The sequence below is a fragment of the Streptomyces sp. NPDC044704 genome (assembly GCF_056433525.1).
The window spans coordinates 18,806-43,524 of record NZ_JBWKGY010000033.1 but is presented as its reverse complement, the minus strand read 5'-3'; the positions used below and the strand labels follow the sequence as shown (position 1 = coordinate 43,524).

The following is a 24,719-nucleotide window of genomic DNA, read 5'->3' as shown; positions in this document are numbered from 1 at the left end:
CGCAGGAACGAACACGAAGAAGGCGCCCGGCGATCATCACCGCCGGAAACCGCCTCGGTTTGGCGTTCCTGGAATGGCCGAACACGAAACGACTCGAGGGGACTGGGCAAAATGGGGAAGAACCACATGGTGACTCGTCAGACCGGCCGCGTTTCCGGAATCCGCGGCCGCGTCGCACTCGCCGCCGCGGGCATCGCGCTCGGCGTCGGTACGACCGTCGCCGGGATCGCCCAGGGCGCCCTCACCACCGACTCCGGCAGCCACCTGCGCCTCGGTGACGTCGGCTGGAACAACACGAAGCCGCACGTGGTCGCCGGTGACGTGGGCTGGAACACCCCGCAGCCCGCCGAAACCACCCCGGCGCCGGCCACCACCGCCCCGGTTCCCGGCCCCACCAACGACGTTGGCTGGAACTGACCGTCCGCCGCCGCCCCGTCCTGCACTGCTTCACCTCCCGCCACTGACCGACCGGCAAGAGAATGGCTGATCCTCGTGGTTGCCCCCTCCCCCTGGTTCCTGACCTCCGAGAACGGCGCGGCCCCCGAGCCCGCCACCCGCGTCTACTGCTTCCCGCACGCCGGGGGGAACCCCCGGACCTTCCTCGACTGGCAGCCCGCCATGGGACGGGACGCGCGGATCCTCGCCGTCTGCCCGCCCGGCCGGGGCCACCGCTTCCGTGAACCGGCCCTCCCCTCCGTCGCCGCGCTCGCCGACGGGGCCGCCGCCGCCATCGCCCTCGCCGCCACCGACGACCGGCCCTTCCTCCTCTTCGGCCACAGCTTCGGCGCGGCCCTCGCCTTCGAGGTCGCCCGCCGCCTCGACGCAGTACGCGGCCTCGCCGGCCTCGTCGTCTCCGGATGCAGCGCCCCCTCCCTGCTCCCGACCCCCCGCGTGGTCCGGACCGCCCGCCTGGAGGGCCGGGCCTTCACCGAGGCCGTCGGATTCTTCGGCGGACTGCCGCCCGAGGTGGTCGAGGACGAGGCCGTGCAGGAACTCCTCCTCCCGCACCTGAAGGCCGACTTCCGGCTCGTCGCCGAATACCGCTACCGCCCCGCCGCCCCGCTGGACGTCCCGGTCACCCTGCTCAACGGCACCGAGGACCCGCACGTCGACGCGGTCGCGCTGGACGCCTGGACCCGCGAATGCGCCACGGAACCCGGCCGGCACTGGGCCGAGGGCGGCCACTTCTACTTCGAGGGCCGGCCCGAAGCCGTCACCCGCGTCCTGCGCCCGCTGGCCCGCGCGGCCGCGTCGGCGACACCCGCCGGGGATGAGTACGTTGAGCTGATCTGACACCCCCGGCCCGAGGGCCGACGCACCCCGGCAGCTCACCAGCGAGGATCCCGATGAACCACACCGCTCCCTCCGGCGCGCCCACGAACGCGCCCACCGCCGCAGGCTCCGCCGCCGACCAGCTCCGGCGGGCCGTCGCCTTCCGGGACCTGCACGCGGGCCCCCGCCCCTTCGTCGTCCCGAACCCCTGGGACGCGGGAACCGCCCGCATCCTGGCCTCCTTCGGCTTCGCCGCGCTCGCCACCACCGGAGCCGGCCTCGCCCACAGCCTCGGCCGCCCCGACGGGACGAACGCCGTCAGCCGCGCCGAACTCCTTGCCAACGCCGCCGTGATCGTCGAAGCCACCGGCCTGCCCGTGACCGCCGACCTGGAGAGCGGCTTCGGCGAACGGCCCGAGGACGTCGCCGAGACCATCCGCCTCGCCGCCGCCGCGGGCCTCGTCGGCGGCTCCGTCGAGGACTCCACCGGCCGCGACGAGGACCCCGTACGCCCCCTCGACGAGGCCGTGGAGCGGGTCGCCGCCGCCGTGGAGGCGGCCAAGGGACTCGACTTCCCCTTCACCGTCACCGCCCGCGCCGAGAACTTCTTCCAGGGCCGCCCCGACCTCGACGACACCATCCGGCGCCTGCGGGCCTACGAGGCCGCCGGCGCCGACGTGCTCTACGCCCCGGCCCTGCCCGACGCCGACGCGATCCGCGCCGTCTGCTCCGCCGTCGACCGGCCCGTCAACGTCCTGATGGGCGGCGCCCTGCCGCTGTCCGTCGCCGACCTCGGCGCCCTCGGCGTACGCCGCGTCAGCACCGGCTCCGCACTGTCGCGCGCCGCACTCGGCGCCCTCACCCGGGCCGCCCGCGAGATCGGCGAACTCGGCACCTTCGGCTTCGGCGCGGACGCCCTCCCCTACGCCGAGGCCAACGCGCTCCTGAGCCCCGCCGCCCCCGCCCCGTCCGCCGACCGAGAGAGCGAACCGGCACCGTGAGCCTTCCGCACGCGTTACCCGCCGCCACCGCGGCCACCACCGTCCCGGCGGCCCCTGCCGTCCACGCCGTCCACCTGTCCGCGCCCCGCTACGTACTCGGCGAACTCCCCGCCGACCACACCTCCATCGACGGACTGGCCGAACGCGCCCGCCGGTTCGGGATGCCGCCCCGCGCCGATCTGTGGGGCTGGGGGACCGTCCACCGCACCGCCAAGTCCCTGGAGACCCTCGCCGCCGAATCCGTCCGCGCCACCCTCGACGCCGCCCGCACCGCCCCGGGCGACGTCGACTGCCTCCTCCTGTGCTCCACCCGCTTCCCCGGCGGCCCGCGCACCCACGGCACCTTCGTGGAGAACGTCATGGCCGCCACCGGCCTCGGCGCCGCCGCCTTCACCGGCCTGACCCTCGGCCGCTGCGCCAACCTCCTGGCCGGCATCCGCACCGCCCAGGCGTACGTCGCCGCGGGCATGTACCGCCGGGTCGCGGTCGTCACCGCCGACCGGGTCACCGACGAGTCCGTCCGCATGGACAACTTCGCCCTCTTCAGCGACGGCGCCGCCTCCTGCCTGATCAGCGCCGCCCCGCTCGGCCCCGACGCCTACGAGATCGTCGCGGGCGCCGGCGCCCAGGACCCGGCCGGCCTCGACTGGTCCAACGAGATCAGCTCCGACCTCGCCCGCGAGGTCAACGAACGCGTCCTGGAGGACGCCGGAATGAAGATCGGCGACATCCACGGGGTGCTGCACCCCAACCTGTACAAGCCACTGGTCGTCCTCAAGGAACGCCAGGCCGGCTTCAGCCGCGAACAGCTCTTCCTCGACAACATCCCGCGCGTCGGCCACTGCTTCGCCGCCGACCCGCTGATCAACCTCGTCGACCGCGCCGGGGCCGGCGCCCTCAAGCCCCACGGCCACTACCTGCTCGCGTCGAGCGTCCCCGGCGTACGGATCGGCGTCCTGCTGCGCAGGCTCCCGGCCCCCGCCGCCCGACGGGGGGACCGCTGACATGAGCGCGCCCACCAGCCCCGCCGACGAGAGCTTCCTCGACCTGGCCCGCAGTTCCTTCGCACCCGCCTTCCCCCTGCCCGACCTCACCACCTCCCTGCCCGCCGGCCCCTTCGAGGCCTCCCCGGCCGGCGCCGCCGAAGCCGCCCGCATCGCCGCCGCCCCGCCCGCCGGACTCTTCCGCCGGCTGCTCGCCGACCAGGAGAGCGAAGCCGTCCTCCTCGCCGCCCGCCGGGTCCTCGCCGCGTTCCTCGCCCCCGAGGGCGACCCGGCCGACGACGACCCCGACCCCGGACCGGCCGCCGACGCCGACGCGGTCGCCGCGTACGTCGCCGCCGCCCGCACCGAACTCGCCGCCGTCCTCACCCCGCTGCGCACCCACCCCGACCCCGAGGTCCGCGCGGCGGTGCTGCGCCAGCGCGCCCCCCTCACCCTGACCGGCGGCTGCTGGCTGGACACCGTCTCGCAGGCCGCGACCCAGCCCGCCGAAATCGTCGGCCGCCTCTTCGGCCAGCACTGGCTGCTCCAGGGCGAGGGCACCGCCGAGGCCGGCCTCCTCGGCCGCCGCCGCCGGGCACTCGCCGGCCACGGCGTCTACCTCCCCGAAGTCGAGGCCGCCGCCTTCCTCGACGCCGCCGGCGCCCGCCCCCTCACCGCCCTGCACGCCGCCTTCCACCTGGCCCTGTCCCGGCTGCCCGCCTCCTTCCTCCCCGAGGTCGTCGGCGTCCACTACGCCGCCCACGCCCTCGGCCTCGACGAACTCCTGCTCGGCAGCGAGCCGATGCTCACCGAGCACGACGTACGCCCCGTCCTCGCCGAGTACCTGGACCTCACCGGACAGTCACCGACCGGACCCGAGGACCGCCGCCGCGCCCTCGCGGCCGTACGGCTGGTCGTCCGCCTGGAACGCGAGCACACCGCCGCCCTCGCCGAGCTCGCCGCCTGGCACGAGGGCCTCTCCCTCGACGCCAAGGTCGCCCTGATCGTCGAGCGGCACGCCCCGCACGCGGGCCGCCAGCACCGCGCCGTGCGCCTGGGCACCCGCAAGCTCACCGACTGGCTCGACGACGCACAGCTCGACGCCGCCGCCTTCGTCCGCGAGTTCCGCACCGCCCGCCAGCTGCGCCCCGGCCGCGACGGCGGACCCTGCCGGTTCCTGAAGTCCATCAAGTTCGGCGGCCCCATGTTCGGCATCTTCGACGAGCGGGAGGCGGCCGTCTTCGCCGCCTGGGCGCGGTCCGTCGCCGCCGGCGAGCCCGCCGGAGCCGACCTCGTCCCGCTGACCGCCGGGGACGAACCCGCCCGCGCCTGGAGCGGACGCCTCGCGACCGTGGAGCCCGCCGACGTGCGGGTCGGCGAGCCGGCACCCACCGACGACCACCGCCGCTTCTTCCACCGCCTCGTCAACTTCGAGCGCCACCCCGCCGTCCTGCCCGCGGCCCGGGCCCGCGCCGAGGCCGGACTCGCGGACGCCGAGCTGCTGTTCGAGCACGGCTCCCAGGGCCTGCTGACCGACGCCTCGTACTTCGACTACACGCCCGAGGCCCTGATGGAGCGGGTCGAGCGGATCTACCGGGACAAGCTCGTGGACCCGTACGAGCCGCTCACCGAGATCCCCTCCCGCGACGAGGTCGTCTTCGAGCAGTCCACCTACGCCCTCGGCAGCCTCATCGACGGCACCTGGGCCCACCGCGTCGGCAACCTCGGCCGCCGCCGGCGGCGCAGCGACGACATGCTGTTCTCCATCTACGCGGACGAGATGGGCCGCGGCGACATGGCGAAGAACCACATCACGATCATCCACAAAGTGCTGGCCAGCATGGACATGGACCTGCCGCACATCCGGCAGGAGGCCTTCCTCCACCAGGGAGACCTGCCGGACCACTTGTACGGCTTCTCCGTCCACCAGATCTGCCTGTCGCTGTTCCCCGACAGCCTCTACGACGAGATCCTCGGCTACAACCTGGGCATCGAGATGTTCGGCCTCGGCGCCATGCGGCTCCACGAGATCCAGAAACTGCGCCGGCACGGCCTCGACGTCTCCTACGAAGAGGCCCACCTGTCCATCGACAACTTCTCGGCGGGCCACGCCCGCCAGTCCGCCGAGATCGTCGTCGCCCACCTCGACGACGTGCGCACCGCCTCCGGCGAGGAGGCCGTCCAGTGCGCGTGGCGGCGGATCTGGCGCGGCTACGCCTCGTTCGCCTACTTCGTCGAGCACGGCCTGGTGAAGCGGGTCCGCGCCGAAGCGGCCGCCGCCGCGGCCCTGGCCGCGCAGACCCCCGCCGACCTGGTCATCTGAGGAGCCCCACCATGGAACTGACGACGAGTTTCGACCCCGAGGTCCTCGCCCTGCCGTTCTACGAGGACTCCCACCGCCGCCTCGCCGAGTCCGCCGGCGCCTGGTGCGACAGCAACCGCGTCCTGTGGGAGGAGATCCGCACCCTGGACCCCGACACCGCGGGACGCCGCCTCGTGCGCGCCCTCGGCGCGGCCGGCTGGCTCTCCGAACTGGATCCGCGCGGCGCCCCCGTGGACGACTTCCGCGCGGTGTGCCTGCGCCGCGAGGCCCTCGCCTACGCGGAGGACCTCGCCGACTTCGCCTTCTCCATCCAGGCGCTCGCCGCGACCCCGCTGCTGCGCTTCGGCAGCGAGGCGCAGCGCGGGCGCTACCTGCCGGGGATGGCCGCCGGCACCCTCATCGGGGCGTTCGCGGTCTCCGAGAAGGAGGCCGGCTCGGACGTGGCCTCGGTCGGGCTGGAGGCGGCCAGGGGCGAGGACGGCTCGTACGTGCTCAGCGGCCGCAAGGCGTGGATCGCCAACGGGACCATCGCCGACGTGTTCGTGGTGATCGCCCGCACCGGGCAGGGCCCCGGCCCGCTGGGTCTGTCCGCCTTCCTGGTGCCCGCGGACACCCCCGGGCTGCGGGTGGAGCGGGTCGACGCGATCGCCCCGCGCTCCTTCGCCCACCTGTCCTTCGAGGAGTGCCGGCTGCCCGCCGACGCCCTCCTGGGGCGGCCGGGCAAGGGCTTCGTGGTCGCGGTGGACCTGCTGGAGCGGTTCCGCACCACCGTCGGCGCGGCCGCCCTCGGCTTCGCCCGGCGGGCCTTCGACACCGCCCTCGCCCACGTCCTGGGGCGCGAGGCGTACGGGGCCACCCTCTTCGACCTCCAGCTGGTCAAGGCCTCGCTCGCCGACATGGAGGTGCAGTTGAACGCGGCCGCACTGCTGGTGGCGCGCGCCGCCTGGGAGACCGACCGGGGCAGCCGCCGGTTCGCCCGGCACTCCAACATCGCCAAGGTCCACGCGACCGAGGCCGCCCAGGGCGTCGTCGACTCGGCCGTGCAACTGCTCGGAGCGGCGGGCATCGTGCAGGGCGGCGTCACCGAGCGCCTCTACCGCCAGGTCCGCTCGCTGCGCATCTACGAGGGCACCTCGGAGGTGCTCAGGATGGCCATCGCCGGCTCCCTCGACATGCGCCGGGCGGCCCGCGCGGCGGCCTGACCCGGGGCCGCCCGTACCGGCCGCCCTTCCCGTACAACCGCCTTACCCGTACCACCCGTTCAGCAAGGAGCTGGCAGTGAGCAGCACGAAGACCCAGGCCGCGGCGCCCGTCACCCCCGTTGACGCGGTGCGCCTGCCGGACCCGTACCCCTACTACGCGCGCCTGGTGGCCGAGCGGCCCTTCGCCTTCGACGAGGCGCTCGGGGCCTGGGTGGCCGCCGACGCGGACGCGGTGCGCGCGGTGCTCGGCAGCGACGCCCTGCGGGTGCGGCCGGTGGCGGAGCCGGTGCCGGCCGGGATCGCCGGGACCCCCGCCGGGGAGGTCTTCGGGGAGCTGGTGCGCATGACGGACGGCCCGGCGGCGGTCCGGCTCAAGGCGGTGGTGGCCGAGGCGCTGGCCCGGGCCGACACCGCGCACGCGGCCCGGCTGGCGGCCCGGCACACCCGCGAGGTGCTGGCGGCGGGCGGCGAAGTCCCGTACGAGGAGCTGATGTTCGCGGTACCGGCCCGGGTGGTCGCCGAGCTCAGCGGCCTGACCGAGGGCGCCGGCCGGGAGGCGGCCCGCGCGATCGGCGACTTCGTGCAGTGCATCCCCGCCTCCGCGACCCCGGCGCAGCAGCGGGCTGCGGCCACCGCGGCGGCCCGGCTGCGCGAACTCCTCACCCCGGCCCTGAACGCGGCCTCCGCCACCCCCGTCCCGCCCGCCGGCCCGGGCGGCGCCCCCGGGCTGCTCGCCGAGCTCGTCGGGGCCGCCGACCGGCACTCCTGGCCGCACCTCGCACCGCTGCTCTCCAACGCCGTCGGCTTCCTGTCCCAGACCTACGACGCCACCGCCGGCCTGATCGGCAACACCCTGGTCGCCCTCGCCCGGGGCGCCGCCGCTCCGGACACCCCCGCCGCCACCGGAGCGCTCGTGCGCGAGGTGGTGCGCCACGACGCCCCGATCCAGAACACCCGCCGGTTCGCCGCCGGTTCCTTCGTCCACGCCGGCTGCGAGGTGGAGCCCGGGCAGCAGGTCCTGGTCGTGCTCGCCGCCGCCAACCGGGACCCCGCCGTCAATCCGGACCCCCACACCCTGTCGCCCGGCCGGGTGAATCCGGCGGTCTTCACCTTCGGCGCGGCAGCCCACCGCTGCCCAGGTGAGGAGCTCGCCGTCGCCATCGCCCGCGCCGTCGTCACCGAACTCCGCACGGCAGGCTTGAACACCACCGCGACCCCCGCCTACCGCCCTCTGGCGAACGCCCGGATCCCGCTCCTCTAGCGCGCAGGCACTCCCAGGACGCCGCCCCCGCAACCGCGATCAGGCCGGGGGTCTCCCACCCCCATGCCTTCAGACAGGACAAACCGCAACATGTCGGACACCATTCACCTCTGGATGCGGCACGAGGCCCGCCTCACCGAACGCCGCGCCCCCCTCACCCCCGAAGACGCCGGCCGCCTGGTGGCCGAGGGCATCCGGATCACCGTCGAGGAGTCGGACCAGCGGGCCTTCCCGCTCGCCGCCTACACCGCCGCCGGCTGCGCCACCGCCCCCACCGCCTCCTGGGACGCCGAAGCCCCCGACGACGCGTACGTCCTCGGACTCAAGGAACTCCCCGCCGGCCCCGGCACCCCGGCCCTGCGCCACCGGCACATCTACTTCGGCCACGCCTACAAGGGCCAGTCCGGAGCGCGCGAACTGCTCTCCCGCTTCACCGCGGGCGGCGGCGCCCTCCTCGACATGGAGTACCTCACCGACGAAGCCGGCCGCCGCGTCGCCGCGTTCGGCTACTGGGCCGGCTACGTCGGCGCCGCCCTCGCCGTCCTGCACCACCGCGGCACCCTCACCACCCCGCTGCGCCCCACGGACCGCGCCGCCCTGGACGCCCTCCTCGCCGCCGGAGCGGGCACCGCCACCGCGACCGGCAGCGCCACCGCCCTCGTGATCGGCGCGCTCGGCCGCAGCGGCCGGGGCGCCTGCGACGCCCTGACCCGGGCCGGCCTGGAACCCACCCGATGGGACCTGGCCGAGACCCGCGAGATCGACCGCGGCGCCCTGCTCGCCCACGACCTGATGGTCAACACCGTCCTGACCACCACGCCCGTACCGCCGTTCCTGACCAAGGCCGACCTCGACGACCCCGCCCGCCGGCTCTCCCTGGTCTCCGACGTCACCTGCGACGTCACCTCCGACTGCAACGTCCTGCCGGTCTACGACGAGACCACCACCTGGACCGAACCCGTCCGCACCCTGCGCACCGGCCCCAACCCCCTCGACCTGATCGCCATCGACAACCTCCCCTCCCTCCTCCCGGTCGAGGCCAGCACCGCCTTCTCCGCCGAACTCGCCCCGCAGCTCCTGCGCCTGGCCGCCCCCGCGGACGGCGTGTGGGAACGCGCCCTGCACACCTACCGGACGGCCGTCGAAGCCCAGGAGGATCCCCTTGTCCGCTGACCAGTCCGCACCCGCCGCGATACCCCAGGCCGCGGCGTCCGGCACCGTCCACTGGATCGGCACCGGCCTGTCCACCGGCCGCTCCGGCCTCTCCCTCGTCTGCGAACGCGCCCGCCGCGTGGTCCTGTGGGACCGCACCGCCGAGCGCGCCGCCGCCCGCCTCGCCGCACTCGGCCTGGCGGGCCGCGCCGAGGTCCGCGCGTTCACCCCGGCCGCCCTGGCGGCCGGGGTGGGCCCGGGCGACGTCCTCGTCTCCATGCTCCCGGCCGCCGAACACGCCCCGCTGCTGCGCCTCGCCACCGACCGCGCCGCCCACTTCGCCTGCACCAGCTACGTCTCCCCGGAACTCGCCGCGCTGGCCGAGGAGGCCGCCGGCCGCACCCGTACCGTGGTCCTCACCGAGGCCGGCCTCGACCCCGGCATCGACCACCTGCTGGCCCACGACCTGGTCGCCCGGGGCCGCGAAGCCCTCGGTGACCTGCCCGCGACCGCCGCGTTCACCTCCTACTGCGGAGGCCTCCCGGCGGCCCCCAACCCCTTCCGCTACCGCTTCAGCTGGGCCCCGTACGGGGTCCTCGCCGCCCTCGGCTCCCCGGCCCGGCACATCGAGTCCGGCGCCGCGACCACCGTCCCCCGCCCCTGGGAGGCCACCCGCTCCCTGACCCTGGCGGGCGAGGACTTCGAGGTCTACCCGAACCGCGACAGCCTCCCCTTCGTCGCCCAGTACGGCATACCGGACCACTGGCGGCTCGACACCTTCGTCCGCGGCACCCTGCGCAACGCGGGCTGGCACACCGCCTGGAAGGAGGTCTTCGACACCGTCGCCGCCGGTGACCCCGAAGCCGTCCGCGCCCTCGCCGGCTCGCTCGCCGCCCGGTACCCCACCACCCCCGCCGACCGCGACCGCGTCGTGCTGTCCGTCGCCCTGGAACTGCGCACCCCGTCCGGCCCCTCCTGGCGCGGCTCCCACCTGCTCGACCTGACCGGCGGGGCGGCGGAGTCCGCGATGGCCCGCTGCGTGTCCCTCCCCGTCGCCTACGGCGTGACCCGGATCCTGGCCGGCGCCCTCCCCGCCGGACTCAGCCGCGCCGCCGCACCCGGCGAGAGCGGCCGCTGGCTCTCCTTCCTCGGCGCCCACGGCCTGCGCGGCACCCGCGAAGAAACCACCTCCACCTCCTCAGGAGCACCGGCATGACGCAGCCCACCCGCCTCCCCGGGGCACCCGCCCTCCCCGAAGCCTTCATCCTCACCGGCGCCTTCCGGGTCGTCTGCCGCAACCCCCGCTACCTGGAGGAACTCGCCGCCCGCGGCCTGAAGATCCTGCTCATCACCCCCGACACCCAGCGCGAGGCCGTCCGCCGCGCCCGCAAGGACCCCGACCACCCGGCGTCCCTCATCGAGGACATCGCCTACGTCGACGGCTCCCTCGACCTCGACGGCTCCTTCACCCCCGGCTTCGTCGCCGAGGCCCGCGCCTGGCGCGGCCGCTACGCCGTCCGCGGCGCGTACGCCGTCGGCGAGACCCTCGTCGAACAGACCGGGCTGCTGTGCGACGCCCTCGGCCTGCCCGGACCCGGCCTGCGCGCCACCCGCGTGTGCCGCAGCAAGTACCTCCAGCGCTGGTACCTGGAGGAGTTCAGCCCCGCCACCCTCGTCCTGCCGCCCGGCGGCCGAGACGACGCCGACCTGGCCTCCCTGCGCTACCCGGTCGTCGCCAAGCCCGCCACCCGCCACTCCAGTTCGGGCGTCGTCGCCGTCGGGGACGCCGAGGAGCTGCGCGCGCTGCTGCCGCAGTACCCGGACCACGAGACCGTGATGATCGAGGAGAAGGTGACCGGCCAGGAGTACTCGGTCGAGTCCCTCGTCCAGCACGGCGAGCCCGTCTTCACCTCGGTGACCCGCAAGGAGACCACCGAGTCCGGCGACCGGACCTTCGTCGAGCTGGCCCACTCCGTCCCCAACGCCCGCACCGAGGAGGACGCGGTCCTGCTGGCCGCCAACCGCCGGATGCTGGAGGTCCTCGGCTTCCGCGACGGGATCGCCCACGCCGAGTGGCGCATCGGCGAGGACGGCGCCCCCCGCCTGATGGAGGTCGCCGCCCGCACCCCCGGGGACGGCCTCGTCGCCCTCTACCACCTCGCCACCGGACGGCCCCTGGAACCGGAGATCATCCGGATCGCGCTCGGCGAGAGCGCCGCCTACCCCCCGCCGCGCCGCTTCACCCGCCAGGTCTACCTGGAGCACGAGGCGGGCTGCCTCGCCGACGTCACCCTCGACTGGCCCGGCGTCAGCCCGCAGTGGGTCGGCGAGGCCGGCACCTGGCCCGAGTGCGCACCCGGCGAACCCGGGGACCGCGCCGCCCTGCGCGCCCTGCTCGTCCTGAAGGAGGCCGGCGCCCGGCTCCAGCCGCTCGCCTGCTCCGACGACCGGGCGGTGACCTTCCTGATCGACGCCCCCACCCCGGAGGGACTCGACGCGCTGGAACGGGCCGTACGGGCCGCCGTCATCGTCACCGTCGAACCGGGGGACCCCGATGAGCACTGACGTCCGGCCCGCCGAAGCGGCGGCGGAGACCACGACGCCCACCCCGGCCGCCCCCGGCGTGTGGGCCACCTTCACCCAGGCCCCGCGCGCGGTGAAGACCGTACTGGCCGGGGTCCTCGTCAACCGGCTCAGCGGCTTCCTGCACGTCTTCCTCGTCCTCTTCCTCACCGCCGAGGGCCACTCCAAGGGCCGCACCGTCATCGCCCTCGGCGTGTACGGGGCCGGCGCCGTCGCCGGCTCGCTCGTCGGCGGCACCCTCGCCGACCGGCTCGGCATCCGCGGCGCGACCGTCCTGTCCATGAGCAGCACCGCCGTGCTCACCGCCGCCCTGCTGTACCTGCCCGACTTCACGCTGCTGCTCGCCGCGATCGCCCTCGTCAGCCTGGGCGCCCAGCTGTTCCGCCCGGCGTCGGCCACTCTCCTCGCCGAGGAGACCGACGGCGACCGGCAGATCATGATCTTCGCGATGTACCGCTTCGGCCTCAACGTCGGAGCGACCGCCGCGCCCCTGCTCGGCTACGCGCTCTACCACGCGGGCGGGCAGACCTACACCCTGCTGTTCTGGGGCGAGGCCGCGCTCGCCCTGGTCTACGCGCTGATCGCCCGGGCCACCCTGCCCGCCCGGAAGAAGCCCGCCCCCGCCGCGCCGGACGCCGCCCCCGCTCGGACCGGCGGCTACGGCGCCGTCCTGCGCGACCGCCGCTACCTGCTCTACCTCGCGGCGGCCTTCTTCCACTCCGCCGTCTACATGCAGTACCTGTCCACCCTCCCGCTCTACATGAAGGACGCCCAGCTGGCGCTCTTCTGGTACACCTTCGCGGTCGCGCTCAACGGCGTCATCGTCATCGCCTTCGAGCTGCTGGTCACCAAGCTGTCGCAGCGCTGGCCCCTGAAGATCACCATCGGCCTGGGCTTCGCGCTCGTCGGCGCCGGAGTCGCCTGCTACGGACTGCCGATCGGACCGGCGGCCATCGTCATCGGCACGCTCGTGTGGTCCCTCGGCGAGATCCTCGGCGGCCCCGCCGTGTTCGCCTACCCGGCGAGCGCCGGCCCCGAGGCCCTGCGCTCCCGCTACATCGGAAGCTTCCAGTTCGTCTTCGGCCTGGGCTCCGCCCTCGGGCCGATGGCCGGCACCTGGCTCTTCCTCCAGTTCGGCTCGCTGGTCTGGCCGCTGGTCGGTGCCTGCTCCCTCCTCGCCACGCTGTGCGGCCTCATCGCCGTACGGCCGCGCCCGGCCGCCGCTTCCTAGCACCCCCTCCCTCCTGCCGATCACCGATCCGAACGAGAGGTTCCGACCATGGGGCACGAGAGCAACCGGCCCGGCACCACGCACTTCCGCTGCCTGGGAGTCGGGGTGGGCCCGGCAAACCTGAGCCTGGCGTCGCTGCTGCACAACAGGCCGGACGTACCCAATCTCTTCCTCGACCGCAAGGAGTCCTTCGGCTGGCACGACGGCCAGCAGATCCCGGGCACCACCCTCCAGGTCTCCCAGTTCAAGGACCTGGTCAGCCTCGCCGACCCCGCCAGCCCCTTCTCGTTCCTGGCGTACCTGCACGCCAAGGGCCGGGTCTACCACTTCCTCAACGCCCAGTTCGACGACGTGCCGAGGCTGGAGTTCCGCAACTACCTGGCCTGGGCCAGCCGCCGCAACGAGAACGTCGTCTTCGGCGAGGGCGTGCGCGAGGTCGGCTTCGACGACGCCCGCCGGGTGTTCACGGTCGCCACCGACCGCCGCACGGTCACCGCCGACAACGTCGTCGTCGGCGTCGGCAGCCGGCCCTGGGTCCCGCCGGAGGGCGAGGACCTCCTCGGCCCCAGCCAGTTCCACGTCGCCGACTACCTGGGCGCCGCCCGGGACGTCGGCGGCAAGCGGGTCGTCGTCATCGGCGGGGGGCAGTCCGGCGCCGAGGCCTTCCTCGACCTGATCTCCCGCTCCGGCTGGGAACTGCCCCGCCGCGTCTCGTGGATCTCCCGTCGGCAGAACTACTTCCCGATCGACGACTCGCCCTTCACCAACGACTACTACATGCCCAGCCACGCCGACTACTTCTACGGACTGCCCCGCGAGCGCCGCCAGTCGCTGAACTCCCGCAACGTCCTGACCAGCGACGGCATCTCCGAGTCCACCCTGCGCGAGATCTACCAGACCATCTACGTCCACCGCTTCGTCGAGGGCAACGAGGACCTGGTCGCCCTGCACCCGGGCCGCGAGGTGTTCGGCGTCAGCGCCGGCCCGTTCGGCGGCTGGGAGGTCCGCGCCCGGCACACCGGCGAACCCGACTCCGTCGAGAAATTCGAAGCGGACATCGTCGTGTGGGCCACCGGCTACCGGCCCGCCGCCATGGACTTCCTCGCCCCCGTCGCCGCGCGGCTGGAGCGCGAGGGCGACGAACTGCGCGTCGACGAGGACTACGCCGTCCGCTGGGACGGGCCCGCCGACCGCCGGATCTTCGTCCAGAACGGCGTCCGCGGCCAGCGGGGACTGGCCGACCCCAACCTCAGCCTCAACGCCTGGCGCAGCCGGCGCATCGCCGACCGGCTGTGCGGCGTACGCGGCGACGAGCAGCTGGCCTCCTTCATCGAGTGGTCCTCCAAGGCCCCCCAGGACGAACGGTGGAGCGCCTGATGCCCGCCGACCGCACCGCCGCGCCCGCCGGACCCGGCACCTCCGCCGATCCCGCGGATCCCGCCATACCCACCGGGCCCGCGGCCACCGCCGCGGGCGCCGGCGGGCCCGCCCGCGCCCGTACCGACGTGGCCGTCATCGGCGCCGGGATACTCGGCGTCCTCACCGCCCGCGAGATCCTCGCCCGGGACCCCGGCGCCACGGTCACCGTCCTCGACCGCGACATGACCGGCTCCGGCGCCACCCGCCGCTCCGCCGGACTCCACTTCCCGCGCGGCGCCAACGAGACCGTCCGCACGCTGGCCGCCGAGAGCCAGCGCTTCTACGAGGACCTCCGCACGGCCCGCCCCGACCTGCCCATCCACCCGCTCGGGATGACGGTGCTCGCACCGGAGCAGGCCGAGGACCGGCTGCGCGAGGTCTACCTCCCCGAGGCCAAGCTCCGCTGGACCGCCGAACTGCCGCCCCGCGTCCCCGCCCTGCCGGCCGGCTTCGGCGCCTGGGAGGGCGACGGCTGCCAGTACGCCGACGTCCACGACCTGACCCAGCGCCTCGCCGCCGGCCTGCGCCCGGCCGTGGCCTTCCGGGAGGGCGTCGAGGTCACCGGGCTCGCCGCCGGCCCGGGCGGTACCCGGCTGACCCTCAGCGGCGGCGCCACCCTCGACGCCGGCCACGTGGTCCTCGCCCCGGGTCCCTGGCTCGCCGCGCCCGCCTGGCGGGAGCTCGTCGCCCCCCTCGGCGCCCGCGTCAAGAAGATCGTCGCCCTGCACGTCGAGCTGCCCCCGGCCCCCGGGGACCGGGCCGTGGTCCTGCACACCGAGGACGCCTTCCTGCTGCCCCTGCACCACCGGGGCCACTGGCTGTTCAGCTACACCTGCCAGGAGTGGGACGCGGAGCCCGACACCGTCGCCCCGGCCCTCACCGCCGGCCACCTCCGCGAGGCCCGCGCCCTGCTCACCCGCTACGCCCCGGCCCTGGCCGCCCACTGCCGGTCGGGCCGCGTCTTCTGCGACGCGTACGGGCCGGACGGCGCCCCGGTCGTCACCCCGCTCGACCCCTACGGCCGGCTCGTCTTCGCGGGCGCCGCCGGCGGCTCCGGCTACCGCCTCGCCCCGGCACTCGCCTCCCGCGCCGCCGATCTGATCCCGTCCCTCCCGTCCCCGCGAAAGGCCACGACATGATCATCGCCAGTTATGACGCCGACGTCCTGGAGCAGGCGTTCGGCATCGACATGAGCGGCGTGGAGGGCCTCGGCACGCCCGCCGCCTGGGGCCGGATCGCACCCGGCAGGGCCACCGACAGCCACCACCACGACGAGACCGAACTGTTCGTCGTCACCGCCGGGCGGGGCGAGTTCGTCATCGACGGCGCACGCCACCCGGCCGCCCCCGGCACCGTCGTCCTCTTCGAACCGTTCGAGACCCACGTCCTGGAGAACACCGGCGGCCCGGACTCCGGCGACCTCGTCTTCTTCACCCAGTACTGGCGCGACGCCGAGCGGGCCATGACCTCCGCCGCCAACCCCGTCCGCAAGGGCTTCGGCGACCGGCCCGTCTTCGTCTTCTCCACCCCGCCCACCCCCAACGGAGACCTCCACCTCGGCCACCTCGGCGGCCCCTACCTCGGCGCCGACGCCTTCACCCGCTACCAGCGCATGAACGGCGCCGAGGCCTACCACCTCACCGGCAGCGACGACTACCAGAGCTACGTCCTCGGAGCCGCCCGCCAGGACGGCCGCACCCCCGCCGAGACCGCCGCGCACTACAGCGCCGAGATCGCCGAAACCCTGCGGCTGATGGACATCCCCCTCGACCAGTACACGGTCACCGACCAGGACCCCGCCTACCCCGACGGCCTCAAGGACTTCTTCAGCCGCGTCGTCGCCTCAGGGGAGGTCACCGTCACCGAACGGGACGCCCTCTACGACGCCACGACCGGCCAGTACCTCTACGAGGCCGACGTCAAGGGCGGCTGCCCCGGCTGCGCCGGCCTCACCAACGGCAACATCTGCGAGGAGTGCGGCGAGCCCAACACCGTCACCGACCTCACCGACCCGCGCTCCACCGTCTCCACCGCCGCCCCCGCGACCGCCCCGGCCACCCGCTGGAGCCTGCCCCTGCACACCTTCGCCACCGAGGTCCGCGCCCACCACCGCACCGGCCGGGTCCCCGCCCGGCTCCGCGAACTCGCCGACCGCCTCTTCCGCCGCCCCCGCCTGGACATCCCCCTCACCCACCCCTCCGCCTGGGGCGTGCAGCCCCGCGAGAGCGCCACCGCGGACCAGGTCATCTGGGTCTGGCCCGAGATGAGCTACGGGTTCCTGCACGGCATCCAGTCCCTGGGCGCCCGCCTCGGCAAGCCCTGGCGGGCCGCCGCCCCCCAACACGACTGGAAGATCGTCCACTTCTTCGGCTACGACAACAGCTTCTACCACTCCGTGCTCTACCCGGTCCTCTACCAGCTGGCCTTCCCCGGCTGGAACCCCGACATCGACTACCACGTCAACGAGTTCTACCTGCTCGAAGGCGCCAAGTTCTCCACCAGCCGGCGGCACGCCATCTGGGGCAAGGACGTCCTCGGCCCCGACACCGTCGACGCCGTCCGCTACTTCCTCGCCGCCACCCGCCCCGAAGGCCTGCGCACCGACTTCACGCGCGCCGCCTACGAGACCACCCTCAACGACACCCTCATCGGCACCTGGCAGCACTGGCTGACCGACCTCGGCGCCCGCGTCGCCAAACACCACGCGGGCCGCGCCCCCGACGCCGGCAACTGGACCCCCGAGCACTCCGCCTTCCTCTCCCGGCTCGGCACCCGCCTCGCCGCCGTCACCGCGGCCCTGGAGAACGACGCGTTCTCCCTGAACCAGGCCGCCGCCGAACTCGACGGCATCGTCCGCGACACCGTCCGCTTCGCCCGCGCCGAAGGCCTCCTCGCCGACACCCCCGGCTGGGAGGCCGAGAACCGCACCGCCACCGCCCTCGAACTGGCCGCCGCCCGCCTCCTCGCGCACGCCGCCGCCCCCGTCATGCCCCGCTTCGCCGCCCGGCTCGCCGCCGCCCTCGGCCAGGACGCCCCGGGCACGTGGCCCCGTACCGTCGAACTCCTCGCCCCCGGCAGCGCCGTCTCCCTCGCCGACGCCGTCTTCTTCCGGCCGGCACCCGACCCCGAACCGGCCCTGACCCCCTGGCTCACCCAGGTCGCCCGCACCGTCCTGCGCCTCGGCGACGACGAGCGGATCGCCGACCGCACCCTGACCCAGCTCGCCGCCGGCTCCCTCCAGGCCGTCACCGTCCAGTACCAGATCCTCGACGCCCTCGACGTCGACCTGTCCATGGACGAACTCCTGCACGGCGGCACCCTCGCCGAACTCGCCGCCGTCATCGCCGAGCGCGCGGAACCCGCCGCCGTCGCCGCCCTGACCTCGGGAGAGCCCCGATGAACCACCTCCAGCTGCTGCGCGAAATGGCCCGGCGCGGCCTGTCCGTCACCCTCACCGACGGAGACCTGCGCCTCCAGGGCAACCGCGAACGGATGGACCCCGAGTTCATCGCCCGCGTCAAGGCCGCCAAGCCCGCCCTCGTCGCCCACCTCGCCCAGGAAGCCGAGCACGGCCCAGGCTTCCCCCTCACCCCCCTCCAGCGCAGCTACTACGCCGGCCGCAGCGGCATCTTCGAGATCGGGGACGTCGCCAGCCACGTCTTCCACGAGATCGAGGGCCACTGGGACGTCGACCGGCTGCAGAGCGCCCTCGACACCGTCGTCGGCGCCCACAGCGCCCTGCGCTCCCGCTTCCTCTCACCCGAACGCCAGGTCACCGAACCGGCCGCCCGAGCACCCCGCATCGGCGTGCTCGACCTGCGCGCCCACAGCCCCCGCCAGCAGGAACTCATCCGCACCGAACTCCGCGAGATGCGCTCCCACCAGGTACTGCCGGCCGACCAGGCGCCGCTGCTCACCGCCGACGTGACCGTCCTCGCCGACGACAAGATGGTGCTCCACGTCGGCCACGACGGCCTCGTGATGGACGGCATCAGCATGTTCCTGTTCTTCCGCGCCTGGTGGCACGCCTACCAGAGTCCCGCCGCCGACGTCCCCGAGGAACTCCCCTACGAGGACTACCTGGCCGCCCTCGAAGCCGCCCGCGACCGGGCCCCCGCCCGCCGCTCCCGCGCCTACTGGACGGCCCGCGCCGAGGACCTCGCCCCCCACCCCGACCTGCCGCTGCGCACCAGCCCCGCCGCCCTGTCCTCCTCGCGGTTCACCCAGCGCCGGGTCCGGCTGGACCGCACGGCCTGGACCGCGCTCAAGGAGCGGGCCGCCGAGGCCGGGCTGACCCCCTCCGCCCTGCTGCTCGCCGCGTACGCCGAAACCCTCGCCACCTGGGGCGCGGGGGAGCGGTTCACGCTCACCACCACCGTCGCCAACCGGCCGCCCGTCCACCCCCGGATCTTCGAGGCCATCGGACAGTTCTCCGACACCCTCCTCGTCGAGGCCGCCACCGACCGGACGATGCCCTTCGCCGACCGCGCCCGCGCCCTCCAGCAGCGGCTCCACACCGACATAGACCACCGCCACCACTCCGGCATCGAGGTCCTCAAGGAACTGGCCCGCCGCCGCGGCGGGATGGCCGGCGCCCGCATGCCGTTCACCTTCAACAGTGCCATCGGCCACGTCAGCAGCGAGGTCGACGGCTCCGCCCTGGAACTCTTCGGCAAGGAGGTCTTCTCCGTCAGCCAGACCCCCCAGGTGTGGCTCAACGCCTTCGCGATGGAGCAGCACGGCGCGCTCGTCGTCCAGCTCGACGGACTCGACGAACTGTTCTGCGAGGGCCTCCTCGACGACCTCGCGCACGGCTACGAAACCCTCCTCGGGACCCTCGTCGACGCCGACGCCTGGCAGCGCCACGCCTTCGACCTGCTGCCGCCCGCCCAGCGTGCCCGCCGCGCCGCCGCCAACGACACCGCCGTCGCCCTCCCCGACGAGATGCTCGGCGACGCCGTCGTCGCCCGGGCGGCCCGCACCCCGGACGCGCCCGCGGTCCTGACCGCCGACCGGACCGTCAGCTACGGCGAACTCCTGCACCGGGCCGCCACCGCGGCGACCTGGCTGCGCGCCCAGGGGGTGGGCCGGGGCGAACTCGTCGGCCTCGTCATGCGGCGCGGACCCGAGCAGATCATCGGCATCCTCGCGACCGTCCTCGCCGGAGCCGCGTACCTGCCCGTCGACGCCGGCCTGCCCGCCGCCCGCCGGGACTACATGCTCGCCGACGGCCGGGTGCGGTGCGTCCTCACCAACACCGCACCGTCCGGCACCGGCACCGGCACCGACGCCGCCGCCTCCGGCGCGGGCCTCGCCGTCCTCGACCTCACCGGCCCCGCCGAGGGCCGCGCCGAGGTCCCCGACCGGCTGCCCGGATCGCACCCCGACGACCTCGCGTACGTCCTCTACACCTCCGGCACCACCGGCGCCCCCAAGGGCGTCATGGTCACCCACCGCAACGTCGCCAACGTCGTCGCCGACTGCCACACCCGCTTCCGCATCGGCCCCGACGACCGCTTCTTCGCCATCAGCGCCTTCAACTTCGACCTCTCCGTCTGGGACGTGTTCGGCGCCCTGTCGGCGGGCGCCGCCCTCGTCATGCCCGACCACGACAAGGCCGTCGACACCGCCCACTGGCTCGACCTGTGCCGCCTGCACGGGGTCACCGTGTGGAACTCCGTCCCCGCCATCGCCGGACTCCTCCACGACCAGGCCCGCACCGACGGCGCGGCGCCGCCCGCCCTGCGCCTCGTCATGATGAGCGGGGACCGGCTGCCGCCCGCCCTGCCCGCCGCCCTGCGGAAGATGACGCCCGGCCTGGAGGTCGTCTCCCTCGGCGGCCCCACCGAGACGACCATCTGGAACATCCTGCACCCCGTCGGCGAGGACGAGGACGGCAGCGAGTCCATCCCGTACGGCAAACCCAACGCCAACAACCGCGCCTACGTCCTCGACCGCGACGGCCTCGACGCCCCCGACTGGGTCACCGGCGAGATCGTCGCCGCCGGCACCGGCCTGGCCCGCGGCTACTGGGGCGACGAACAGCGCACCGCCGAACGGTTCTTCACCGACCCCGGACGCGGCGAACGGCTGTACCGCACCGGCGACCTCGGCCGGTACCTGCCCGACGGGAACATCCAGATCCTCGGCCGCAGCGACTTCCAGATCAAGATCAACGGCTATCGCATCGAGGCGGGCGAGGTCGAGACCCGGCTCGCCGCCCTGGCCGAGGTCGCCAGGGCCGTCGTCGCCGCCCACGGCAACCGCCTCGTCGCCCACCTCGTCCCGGCCGGCTCCCACCGCCCGCACCTGACCGAACTGCGCCGGGCCCTGCGCGCCGACCTGCCGGACTACATGCTCCCCGCGGCCGTGGTCTGGCACGACTCCCTCCCGCTGACCAAGAACGCCAAGGTGGACCGTACGAAGCTGGCCGCGCTCGCCGCCCAGGACCCGGCCGCCCCCGCCACCGCGGCGACCGGCGGCAGCGCCCCCGCCACCCAGGCCGAGAAGATCCTCTGCGACATCTGGTCGACCGTCCTGCGGCGGCCCGACGTCGGCGCCCTGGACACCCTCGCCTCCCTCGGCGGCGACTCCATCGCGGCGGCCCGCATCCTGACCGCGGCCCGCAAGCGGTTCGGCGTCACCCTCACCCTCGACCGGTTCGCCGAGGTCGACACCGTCCGCGCCATGGCCGCCGTGCTCCGCCCGGAGGTCCCCCGATGACCACCCCGACGCCCTCCCGAACCTCCGTACCGCCCGCGCCCGACGGCGGCCCCGACCGCCCCGCCGGGGTGCCCGCGACGATCCGCCGGATCGTCTCGGAGCCGCCGGCCGGCGGCGGCCGGATCTCCGTGGCCCGCCTCGACGGCACCCGCACGATGCCCCTGCGGGAGCTGTACGAGCGCTCCGGCCGCCTCGCCCACCACCTGCGCGACGTCCACGGCATCGGCCCCGGCGACCGCATCGGGATCCTCGCCGCCAACAGCCTCGAATGGGTGCTCCTCGACCTGGCCGCCCTGCGCCTCGGGGCGCAGACGGCCGGCCTGGAGCCGGGCAAGTTCACCCCGTCCGCCGAACTGATGGACCGCTACGGCCTGCGCCTGCTGTTCACCGACCAGCCCACGGACACGCCCGGCACCCCGCCCGCGGTCCTCGGCACGGACACGGTCCTCGGCCCGACCGGCCCCGGCGACGCCCCCGACCGGCCCCTGCCCCCGGTCACCTGGGGCTCCGGGGACGTCACCACCATCAAGTTCACCTCCGGCAGCACCGGCGTCCCCAAGGGCCTCGGTGCCACCGCCGGCAGCATCGACAGCTCCCTCACCGCCGTCCAGGAGATCTTCGAACACGGGCCGGGCGACGACCTGTTCGTCTTCCTCCCGCTCTCCCTCCTCCAGCAGCGCTACTGGGTGTACTCCGCGCTGCTGCACGGCCACGACGTCACCCTCACCACCTACGAGGCCGCCTTCGCCACCCTGCGGCGCGTGCGCCCCACCGTGGTCATGGGCGTCCCCGCCTTCTACGAGAGCGCCCGCCGGCAGATCGAGGGCCGCCTGCGCCGCTCCGGCGGCCAGGACGTCCGCCACGCGGCCCGGGCCCTGTTCGGCGACCGGATCCGCTACCTGTGGACGGGCTCCGCCCCCGCCTCGCCCGCCGTGCTCCGCTTCTTCACCGACGCCGGCCTGCCCCTCTTCGAGGGCTACGGGCTCAACGAGACCTGCATCGTCACCAAGAACCACCCCGGCGCCCACCGCGCGGGCAGCGTCGGCCGGGCGGTGCGCGGCAAGGAGGTCCTCATCGGCGAGGACGGGGTCATCAGCGTCCGCAGTACCCATCCCGTCAACAACCGGTACGCGTACGCCCGTCCCGGCGACTCCGAGAAGGTCTTCGCCCCCGACGGAACCGTCCGCACCGGCGACCTCGGCCACCTCGACGAGGACGGCTACCTGTTCGTCCGGGGCCGCGCCGACGACGTCATCGTCCTCGACAACGGCAAGAAGGTCATCGTCCGGCCGATCGAGGAGATGATGCGCGCCGACCCGGCCATCGCCGAATGCGTGCTGTTCAGCCCCACCCAGACCGACCTCGTCGCCGTGGTGTCCCCGGCCGCGCTGCCCGCCGACCGCGCCGCGATCGCCGCCCGCCTCGCCGCCGTCAACGCGGCCGCCGCCCCCGACGAGCGGATCAGCCGGGTCCTCGTCGCCGACCGGCCGTTCAGCATCGACAACGGCCTGCTGACCTCCCAGTACAAGCCCAAACGGCCCGACATCGCGGCCGCCTACCACTCACCGCTGCACACCCAGGAGGCCGGAATCCATGCCTGACACCCAGCCCGCCGCACCCGCCGAGTCCGTCGAAGGGGCCGCCCGCGCCCAGCTCTCCCTCGTCCTGATCCCCGAGGTCGAGCCGCAGGACCTCGACCCCGACGCCGACATGGTCGCCGCCTACGGCCTGACCTCCCTCAACAAGGTCCTCTTCCTCACCGAGGTGTGCGAGGAGACCGGCGTGGACCTCGCACACTTCACCGAGCACGACCTCGCCGTCATGCGCACCCTGCGCGACGTCACCGACGCCCTCACCCGCCACCACGCCACCACCGGAGCCTGAGCCATGAGCTGGAACGACCACGCCGCCGCCGTCCTGGAGAACGACCGGGTGCGCCTCACCCCGATCACCGAAGCCGACCGCGAGGGCGTCCGGGCCGTCGCCATGGACCCCGAGATCTGGCGCTACTTCGTCGCCGCCGTCGAGACCGAAGCCGACTTCGAGTCCTTCTTCGACACCAACCTCGCCGACCACGCCGCCGGCCGCCGCGCCGTCTACGTCATCACCGACAAGGACAGCGGCCGCATCGCGGGCAGCATGAGCTTCGGCAACATGGCCGAAGCCGACCGCCGCCTGGAGATCGGCTGGTCCTGGCTCGGCCGGGACTTCCGCGGCCGGGGCGTCAACCACTGGGCGAAGGCCCTGCTGCTGGCCCACGCCTTCGAGGTGCTCGGCGCCGAACGCGCCGAGTTCAAGACCGACGTCCTCAACGTCCAGGCCCGCCGCGGCCTCGCCAACATCGGCGCCACCGAGGAGGGCACCCTGCGCAGCTTCAACTTCATGCCCGGCGGCCGCCGCCGCGACGCCGTCTTCTACAGCGTCCTGCGCGCCGAATGGCCGGCCGTCCGCGAGGCCCTCGCCCGCGGCCCGAAGAAGGCCGTACCGGCATGAGCACCGCCGGCGGCATCACCTTCATACGGGCCGGCGGCACCCCGCGGGACATCGGCCGCGCCCACGGACAGGCACTCGCCGCGCCCCTGCGGGCCTTCCTCGACGACGGCCTGGCCCGGCTGAACCACCTCACCGACCGGCCCCTGACCCTGCCCGCGCTGCTGCCGAAGATCGCCGCCTACCGGGCGGCGGTCACGGCGGCCCTGCCCGACCTCGCCGAGGAGGTGACCGGCCTCGCCGAAGGGGCCGGGATCGGCGAGGACGAGGCCTGGCTGCTCCAGCTCCGCCGGGAGATCATGGGCTACTCCAAGGTCCCCACGGCCGGCGACTGCACCACCTACGCCCGCACCACCGCCGACGGCACGCCCGTCCTGGCCCAGACCGTCGACCTCAGCGGCGACCTCGACAGCCACGTCGCCGTCCTGGAGACCGCCCGCGCCGGCTCACCCCGGCGTTCGCTGGTCCTCAGCTTCGCCGGACTCCTCGGCTACCTCGGCCTCAACAGCGACGGCCTCGCCGTCGGCCTGAACCTGGTCCTCGGCGGCACCTGGCGCCCCGGCGTCCCCCCGTACCTGGCCATCCGCCACCTCCTGGACAGCGCCGGCACCGTCGACGAGGCCCTCAAGGTCCTCGCCGGGCTGCCGCTGGCCAGCTCCCGCTCCCTCATGCTGTGCGACCCCGAGCGGGCCCTGTACGCGGAACACCTCGACGGGCGACTGCGCGTACGGGAGGCCGGCCCCGGCGGGCTCGTCCACACCAACCACTTCCTCCACCCGGACTTCGCCCCCGCCGACGAACTGAACGTCTTCGCCCGGAACTCCTCGCTGCGCCGCCTGCGCGCGGCCACCGACGGCCTCGCCGCCCTGCCCGGCGACGCGGACGCCGAGGACCACTTCGCGCTGCTCGCCGCGGAGCCCCTGCGCGTCCCCGACCGGGGCGACATCCGCGCCGAACGCACCGTCGCCGCGGTCGTCATGCACCCGGTGTCCGGCCGGTTCCACGTCCGGCCCGGGGACCCGGCGCGTTCCCGCACCCACGAGTTCCGCCTGTAGGCCCCTTCCGGAGTCGAAGGACCG

19 protein-coding genes are annotated in these 24,719 nt (G+C 74.5%); all 19 read left to right on the top strand.

Annotated features, from left to right (window positions below):
• Positions 1-126: 126 nt before the first annotated feature.
• Positions 127-417, top strand: a complete 291-nt coding sequence (locus tag AC07B0_RS38720) for a hypothetical protein (protein WP_356879219.1) — start codon at positions 127-129, stop codon at positions 415-417.
• A 75-nt stretch (positions 418-492) separates the two neighbouring features.
• On the top strand, positions 493-1,293 hold the full coding sequence (locus AC07B0_RS38715) for a thioesterase II family protein (protein WP_356879217.1): 801 nt from the start codon (positions 493-495) through the stop codon (positions 1,291-1,293).
• 53 nt (positions 1,294-1,346) lie between these two features.
• Complete coding sequence (locus AC07B0_RS38710; protein WP_356879215.1) at positions 1,347-2,273, top strand: isocitrate lyase/PEP mutase family protein; 927 nt, start codon at positions 1,347-1,349, stop codon at positions 2,271-2,273.
• Positions 2,270-3,277, top strand: coding sequence for a beta-ketoacyl-[acyl-carrier-protein] synthase family protein (locus AC07B0_RS38705; RefSeq protein WP_356879213.1), 1,008 nt, complete (start codon positions 2,270-2,272; stop codon positions 3,275-3,277). Before AC07B0_RS38710 ends, AC07B0_RS38705 begins: the two co-directional genes overlap by 4 nt.
• 1 nt (position 3,278) lies before the next feature.
• The gene (locus AC07B0_RS38700; RefSeq protein WP_478865488.1) at positions 3,279-5,579 is read left to right on the top strand and encodes an iron-containing redox enzyme family protein; all 2,301 of its coding nucleotides are present in this window, start codon (positions 3,279-3,281) and stop codon (positions 5,577-5,579) included.
• Between the two features lie 11 nt (positions 5,580-5,590).
• Positions 5,591-6,781: an acyl-CoA dehydrogenase family protein gene (locus AC07B0_RS38695; protein WP_356879209.1), complete on the top strand. Its 1,191-nt coding sequence runs from the start codon at positions 5,591-5,593 to the stop codon at positions 6,779-6,781.
• Between the two features lie 76 nt (positions 6,782-6,857).
• Positions 6,858-8,042: a cytochrome P450 gene (locus AC07B0_RS38690; RefSeq protein ID WP_478900370.1), complete on the top strand. Its 1,185-nt coding sequence runs from the start codon at positions 6,858-6,860 to the stop codon at positions 8,040-8,042.
• 90 nt (positions 8,043-8,132) lie between these two features.
• Positions 8,133-9,215: a saccharopine dehydrogenase gene (locus AC07B0_RS38685; RefSeq protein ID WP_467299704.1), complete on the top strand. Its 1,083-nt coding sequence runs from the start codon at positions 8,133-8,135 to the stop codon at positions 9,213-9,215.
• Entirely contained in the window at positions 9,205-10,410 is a 1,206-nt protein-coding gene (locus AC07B0_RS38680) for a saccharopine dehydrogenase C-terminal domain-containing protein (RefSeq protein WP_467299705.1), read from the top strand. The genes AC07B0_RS38685 and AC07B0_RS38680 overlap by 11 nt, the downstream gene beginning before the upstream one ends.
• Positions 10,407-11,759, top strand: a complete 1,353-nt coding sequence (locus AC07B0_RS38675; RefSeq protein WP_478900368.1) for an ATP-grasp domain-containing protein — start codon at positions 10,407-10,409, stop codon at positions 11,757-11,759. The genes AC07B0_RS38680 and AC07B0_RS38675 overlap by 4 nt, the downstream gene beginning before the upstream one ends.
• The gene (locus AC07B0_RS38670; protein ID WP_478900367.1) at positions 11,749-13,008 is read left to right on the top strand and encodes an MFS transporter; all 1,260 of its coding nucleotides are present in this window, start codon (positions 11,749-11,751) and stop codon (positions 13,006-13,008) included. Before AC07B0_RS38675 ends, AC07B0_RS38670 begins: the two co-directional genes overlap by 11 nt.
• 48 nt (positions 13,009-13,056) lie before the next feature.
• A complete protein-coding gene (locus AC07B0_RS38665; protein WP_356879197.1) occupies positions 13,057-14,385 on the top strand; it encodes a lysine N(6)-hydroxylase/L-ornithine N(5)-oxygenase family protein in 1,329 nt (442 codons plus the stop codon).
• Positions 14,385-15,566 (top strand): NAD(P)/FAD-dependent oxidoreductase, encoded by a 1,182-nt coding sequence (locus AC07B0_RS38660; RefSeq protein WP_478900366.1) that lies wholly within the window; start codon positions 14,385-14,387, stop codon positions 15,564-15,566. The genes AC07B0_RS38665 and AC07B0_RS38660 overlap by 1 nt, the downstream gene beginning before the upstream one ends.
• On the top strand, positions 15,563-17,827 hold the full coding sequence (locus AC07B0_RS38655) for a class I tRNA ligase family protein (RefSeq protein WP_478900365.1): 2,265 nt from the start codon (positions 15,563-15,565) through the stop codon (positions 17,825-17,827). The genes AC07B0_RS38660 and AC07B0_RS38655 overlap by 4 nt, the downstream gene beginning before the upstream one ends.
• Positions 17,824-21,150: a non-ribosomal peptide synthetase gene (locus AC07B0_RS38650; protein ID WP_478900363.1), complete on the top strand. Its 3,327-nt coding sequence runs from the start codon at positions 17,824-17,826 to the stop codon at positions 21,148-21,150. Before AC07B0_RS38655 ends, AC07B0_RS38650 begins: the two co-directional genes overlap by 4 nt.
• Positions 21,147-22,751, top strand: a complete 1,605-nt coding sequence (locus AC07B0_RS38645; RefSeq protein WP_478900361.1) for an AMP-binding protein — start codon at positions 21,147-21,149, stop codon at positions 22,749-22,751. The genes AC07B0_RS38650 and AC07B0_RS38645 overlap by 4 nt, the downstream gene beginning before the upstream one ends.
• Positions 22,744-23,034 (top strand): acyl carrier protein, encoded by a 291-nt coding sequence (locus tag AC07B0_RS38640; RefSeq protein ID WP_356879187.1) that lies wholly within the window; start codon positions 22,744-22,746, stop codon positions 23,032-23,034. Before AC07B0_RS38645 ends, AC07B0_RS38640 begins: the two co-directional genes overlap by 8 nt.
• Before the next feature lie 3 nt (positions 23,035-23,037).
• Complete coding sequence (locus tag AC07B0_RS38635) at positions 23,038-23,643, top strand: GNAT family N-acetyltransferase (protein ID WP_356879185.1); 606 nt, start codon at positions 23,038-23,040, stop codon at positions 23,641-23,643.
• A complete protein-coding gene (locus tag AC07B0_RS38630) occupies positions 23,640-24,695 on the top strand; it encodes a C45 family autoproteolytic acyltransferase/hydolase (protein WP_478865481.1) in 1,056 nt (351 codons plus the stop codon). The genes AC07B0_RS38635 and AC07B0_RS38630 overlap by 4 nt, the downstream gene beginning before the upstream one ends.
• The last annotated feature ends 24 nt before the right edge of the window (positions 24,696-24,719 follow it).

What these genes read in the sequence shown, in the direction of transcription:
- AC07B0_RS38720 (WP_356879219.1), top strand. Translation starts at nt 127, where the DNA reads ATGGTGACTCGTCAGACCGGCCGCGTTTCCGGAATCCGCGGCCGCGTC.
- AC07B0_RS38710 (WP_356879215.1), top strand. Translation starts at nt 1,347, where the DNA reads ATGAACCACACCGCTCCCTCCGGCGCGCCCACGAACGCGCCCACCGCC.
- AC07B0_RS38700 (WP_478865488.1), top strand. Translation starts at nt 3,279, where the DNA reads ATGAGCGCGCCCACCAGCCCCGCCGACGAGAGCTTCCTCGACCTGGCC.
- AC07B0_RS38695 (WP_356879209.1), top strand. Translation starts at nt 5,591, where the DNA reads ATGGAACTGACGACGAGTTTCGACCCCGAGGTCCTCGCCCTGCCGTTC.
- AC07B0_RS38685 (WP_467299704.1), top strand. Translation starts at nt 8,133, where the DNA reads ATGTCGGACACCATTCACCTCTGGATGCGGCACGAGGCCCGCCTCACC.
- AC07B0_RS38675 (WP_478900368.1), top strand. Translation starts at nt 10,407, where the DNA reads ATGACGCAGCCCACCCGCCTCCCCGGGGCACCCGCCCTCCCCGAAGCC.
- AC07B0_RS38670 (WP_478900367.1), top strand. Translation starts at nt 11,749, where the DNA reads ATGAGCACTGACGTCCGGCCCGCCGAAGCGGCGGCGGAGACCACGACG.
- AC07B0_RS38665 (WP_356879197.1), top strand. Translation starts at nt 13,057, where the DNA reads ATGGGGCACGAGAGCAACCGGCCCGGCACCACGCACTTCCGCTGCCTG.
- AC07B0_RS38660 (WP_478900366.1), top strand. Translation starts at nt 14,385, where the DNA reads ATGCCCGCCGACCGCACCGCCGCGCCCGCCGGACCCGGCACCTCCGCC.
- AC07B0_RS38655 (WP_478900365.1), top strand. Translation starts at nt 15,563, where the DNA reads ATGATCATCGCCAGTTATGACGCCGACGTCCTGGAGCAGGCGTTCGGC.
- AC07B0_RS38650 (WP_478900363.1), top strand. Translation starts at nt 17,824, where the DNA reads ATGAACCACCTCCAGCTGCTGCGCGAAATGGCCCGGCGCGGCCTGTCC.
- AC07B0_RS38645 (WP_478900361.1), top strand. Translation starts at nt 21,147, where the DNA reads ATGACCACCCCGACGCCCTCCCGAACCTCCGTACCGCCCGCGCCCGAC.
- AC07B0_RS38640 (WP_356879187.1), top strand. Translation starts at nt 22,744, where the DNA reads ATGCCTGACACCCAGCCCGCCGCACCCGCCGAGTCCGTCGAAGGGGCC.
- AC07B0_RS38635 (WP_356879185.1), top strand. Translation starts at nt 23,038, where the DNA reads ATGAGCTGGAACGACCACGCCGCCGCCGTCCTGGAGAACGACCGGGTG.
- AC07B0_RS38630 (WP_478865481.1), top strand. Translation starts at nt 23,640, where the DNA reads ATGAGCACCGCCGGCGGCATCACCTTCATACGGGCCGGCGGCACCCCG.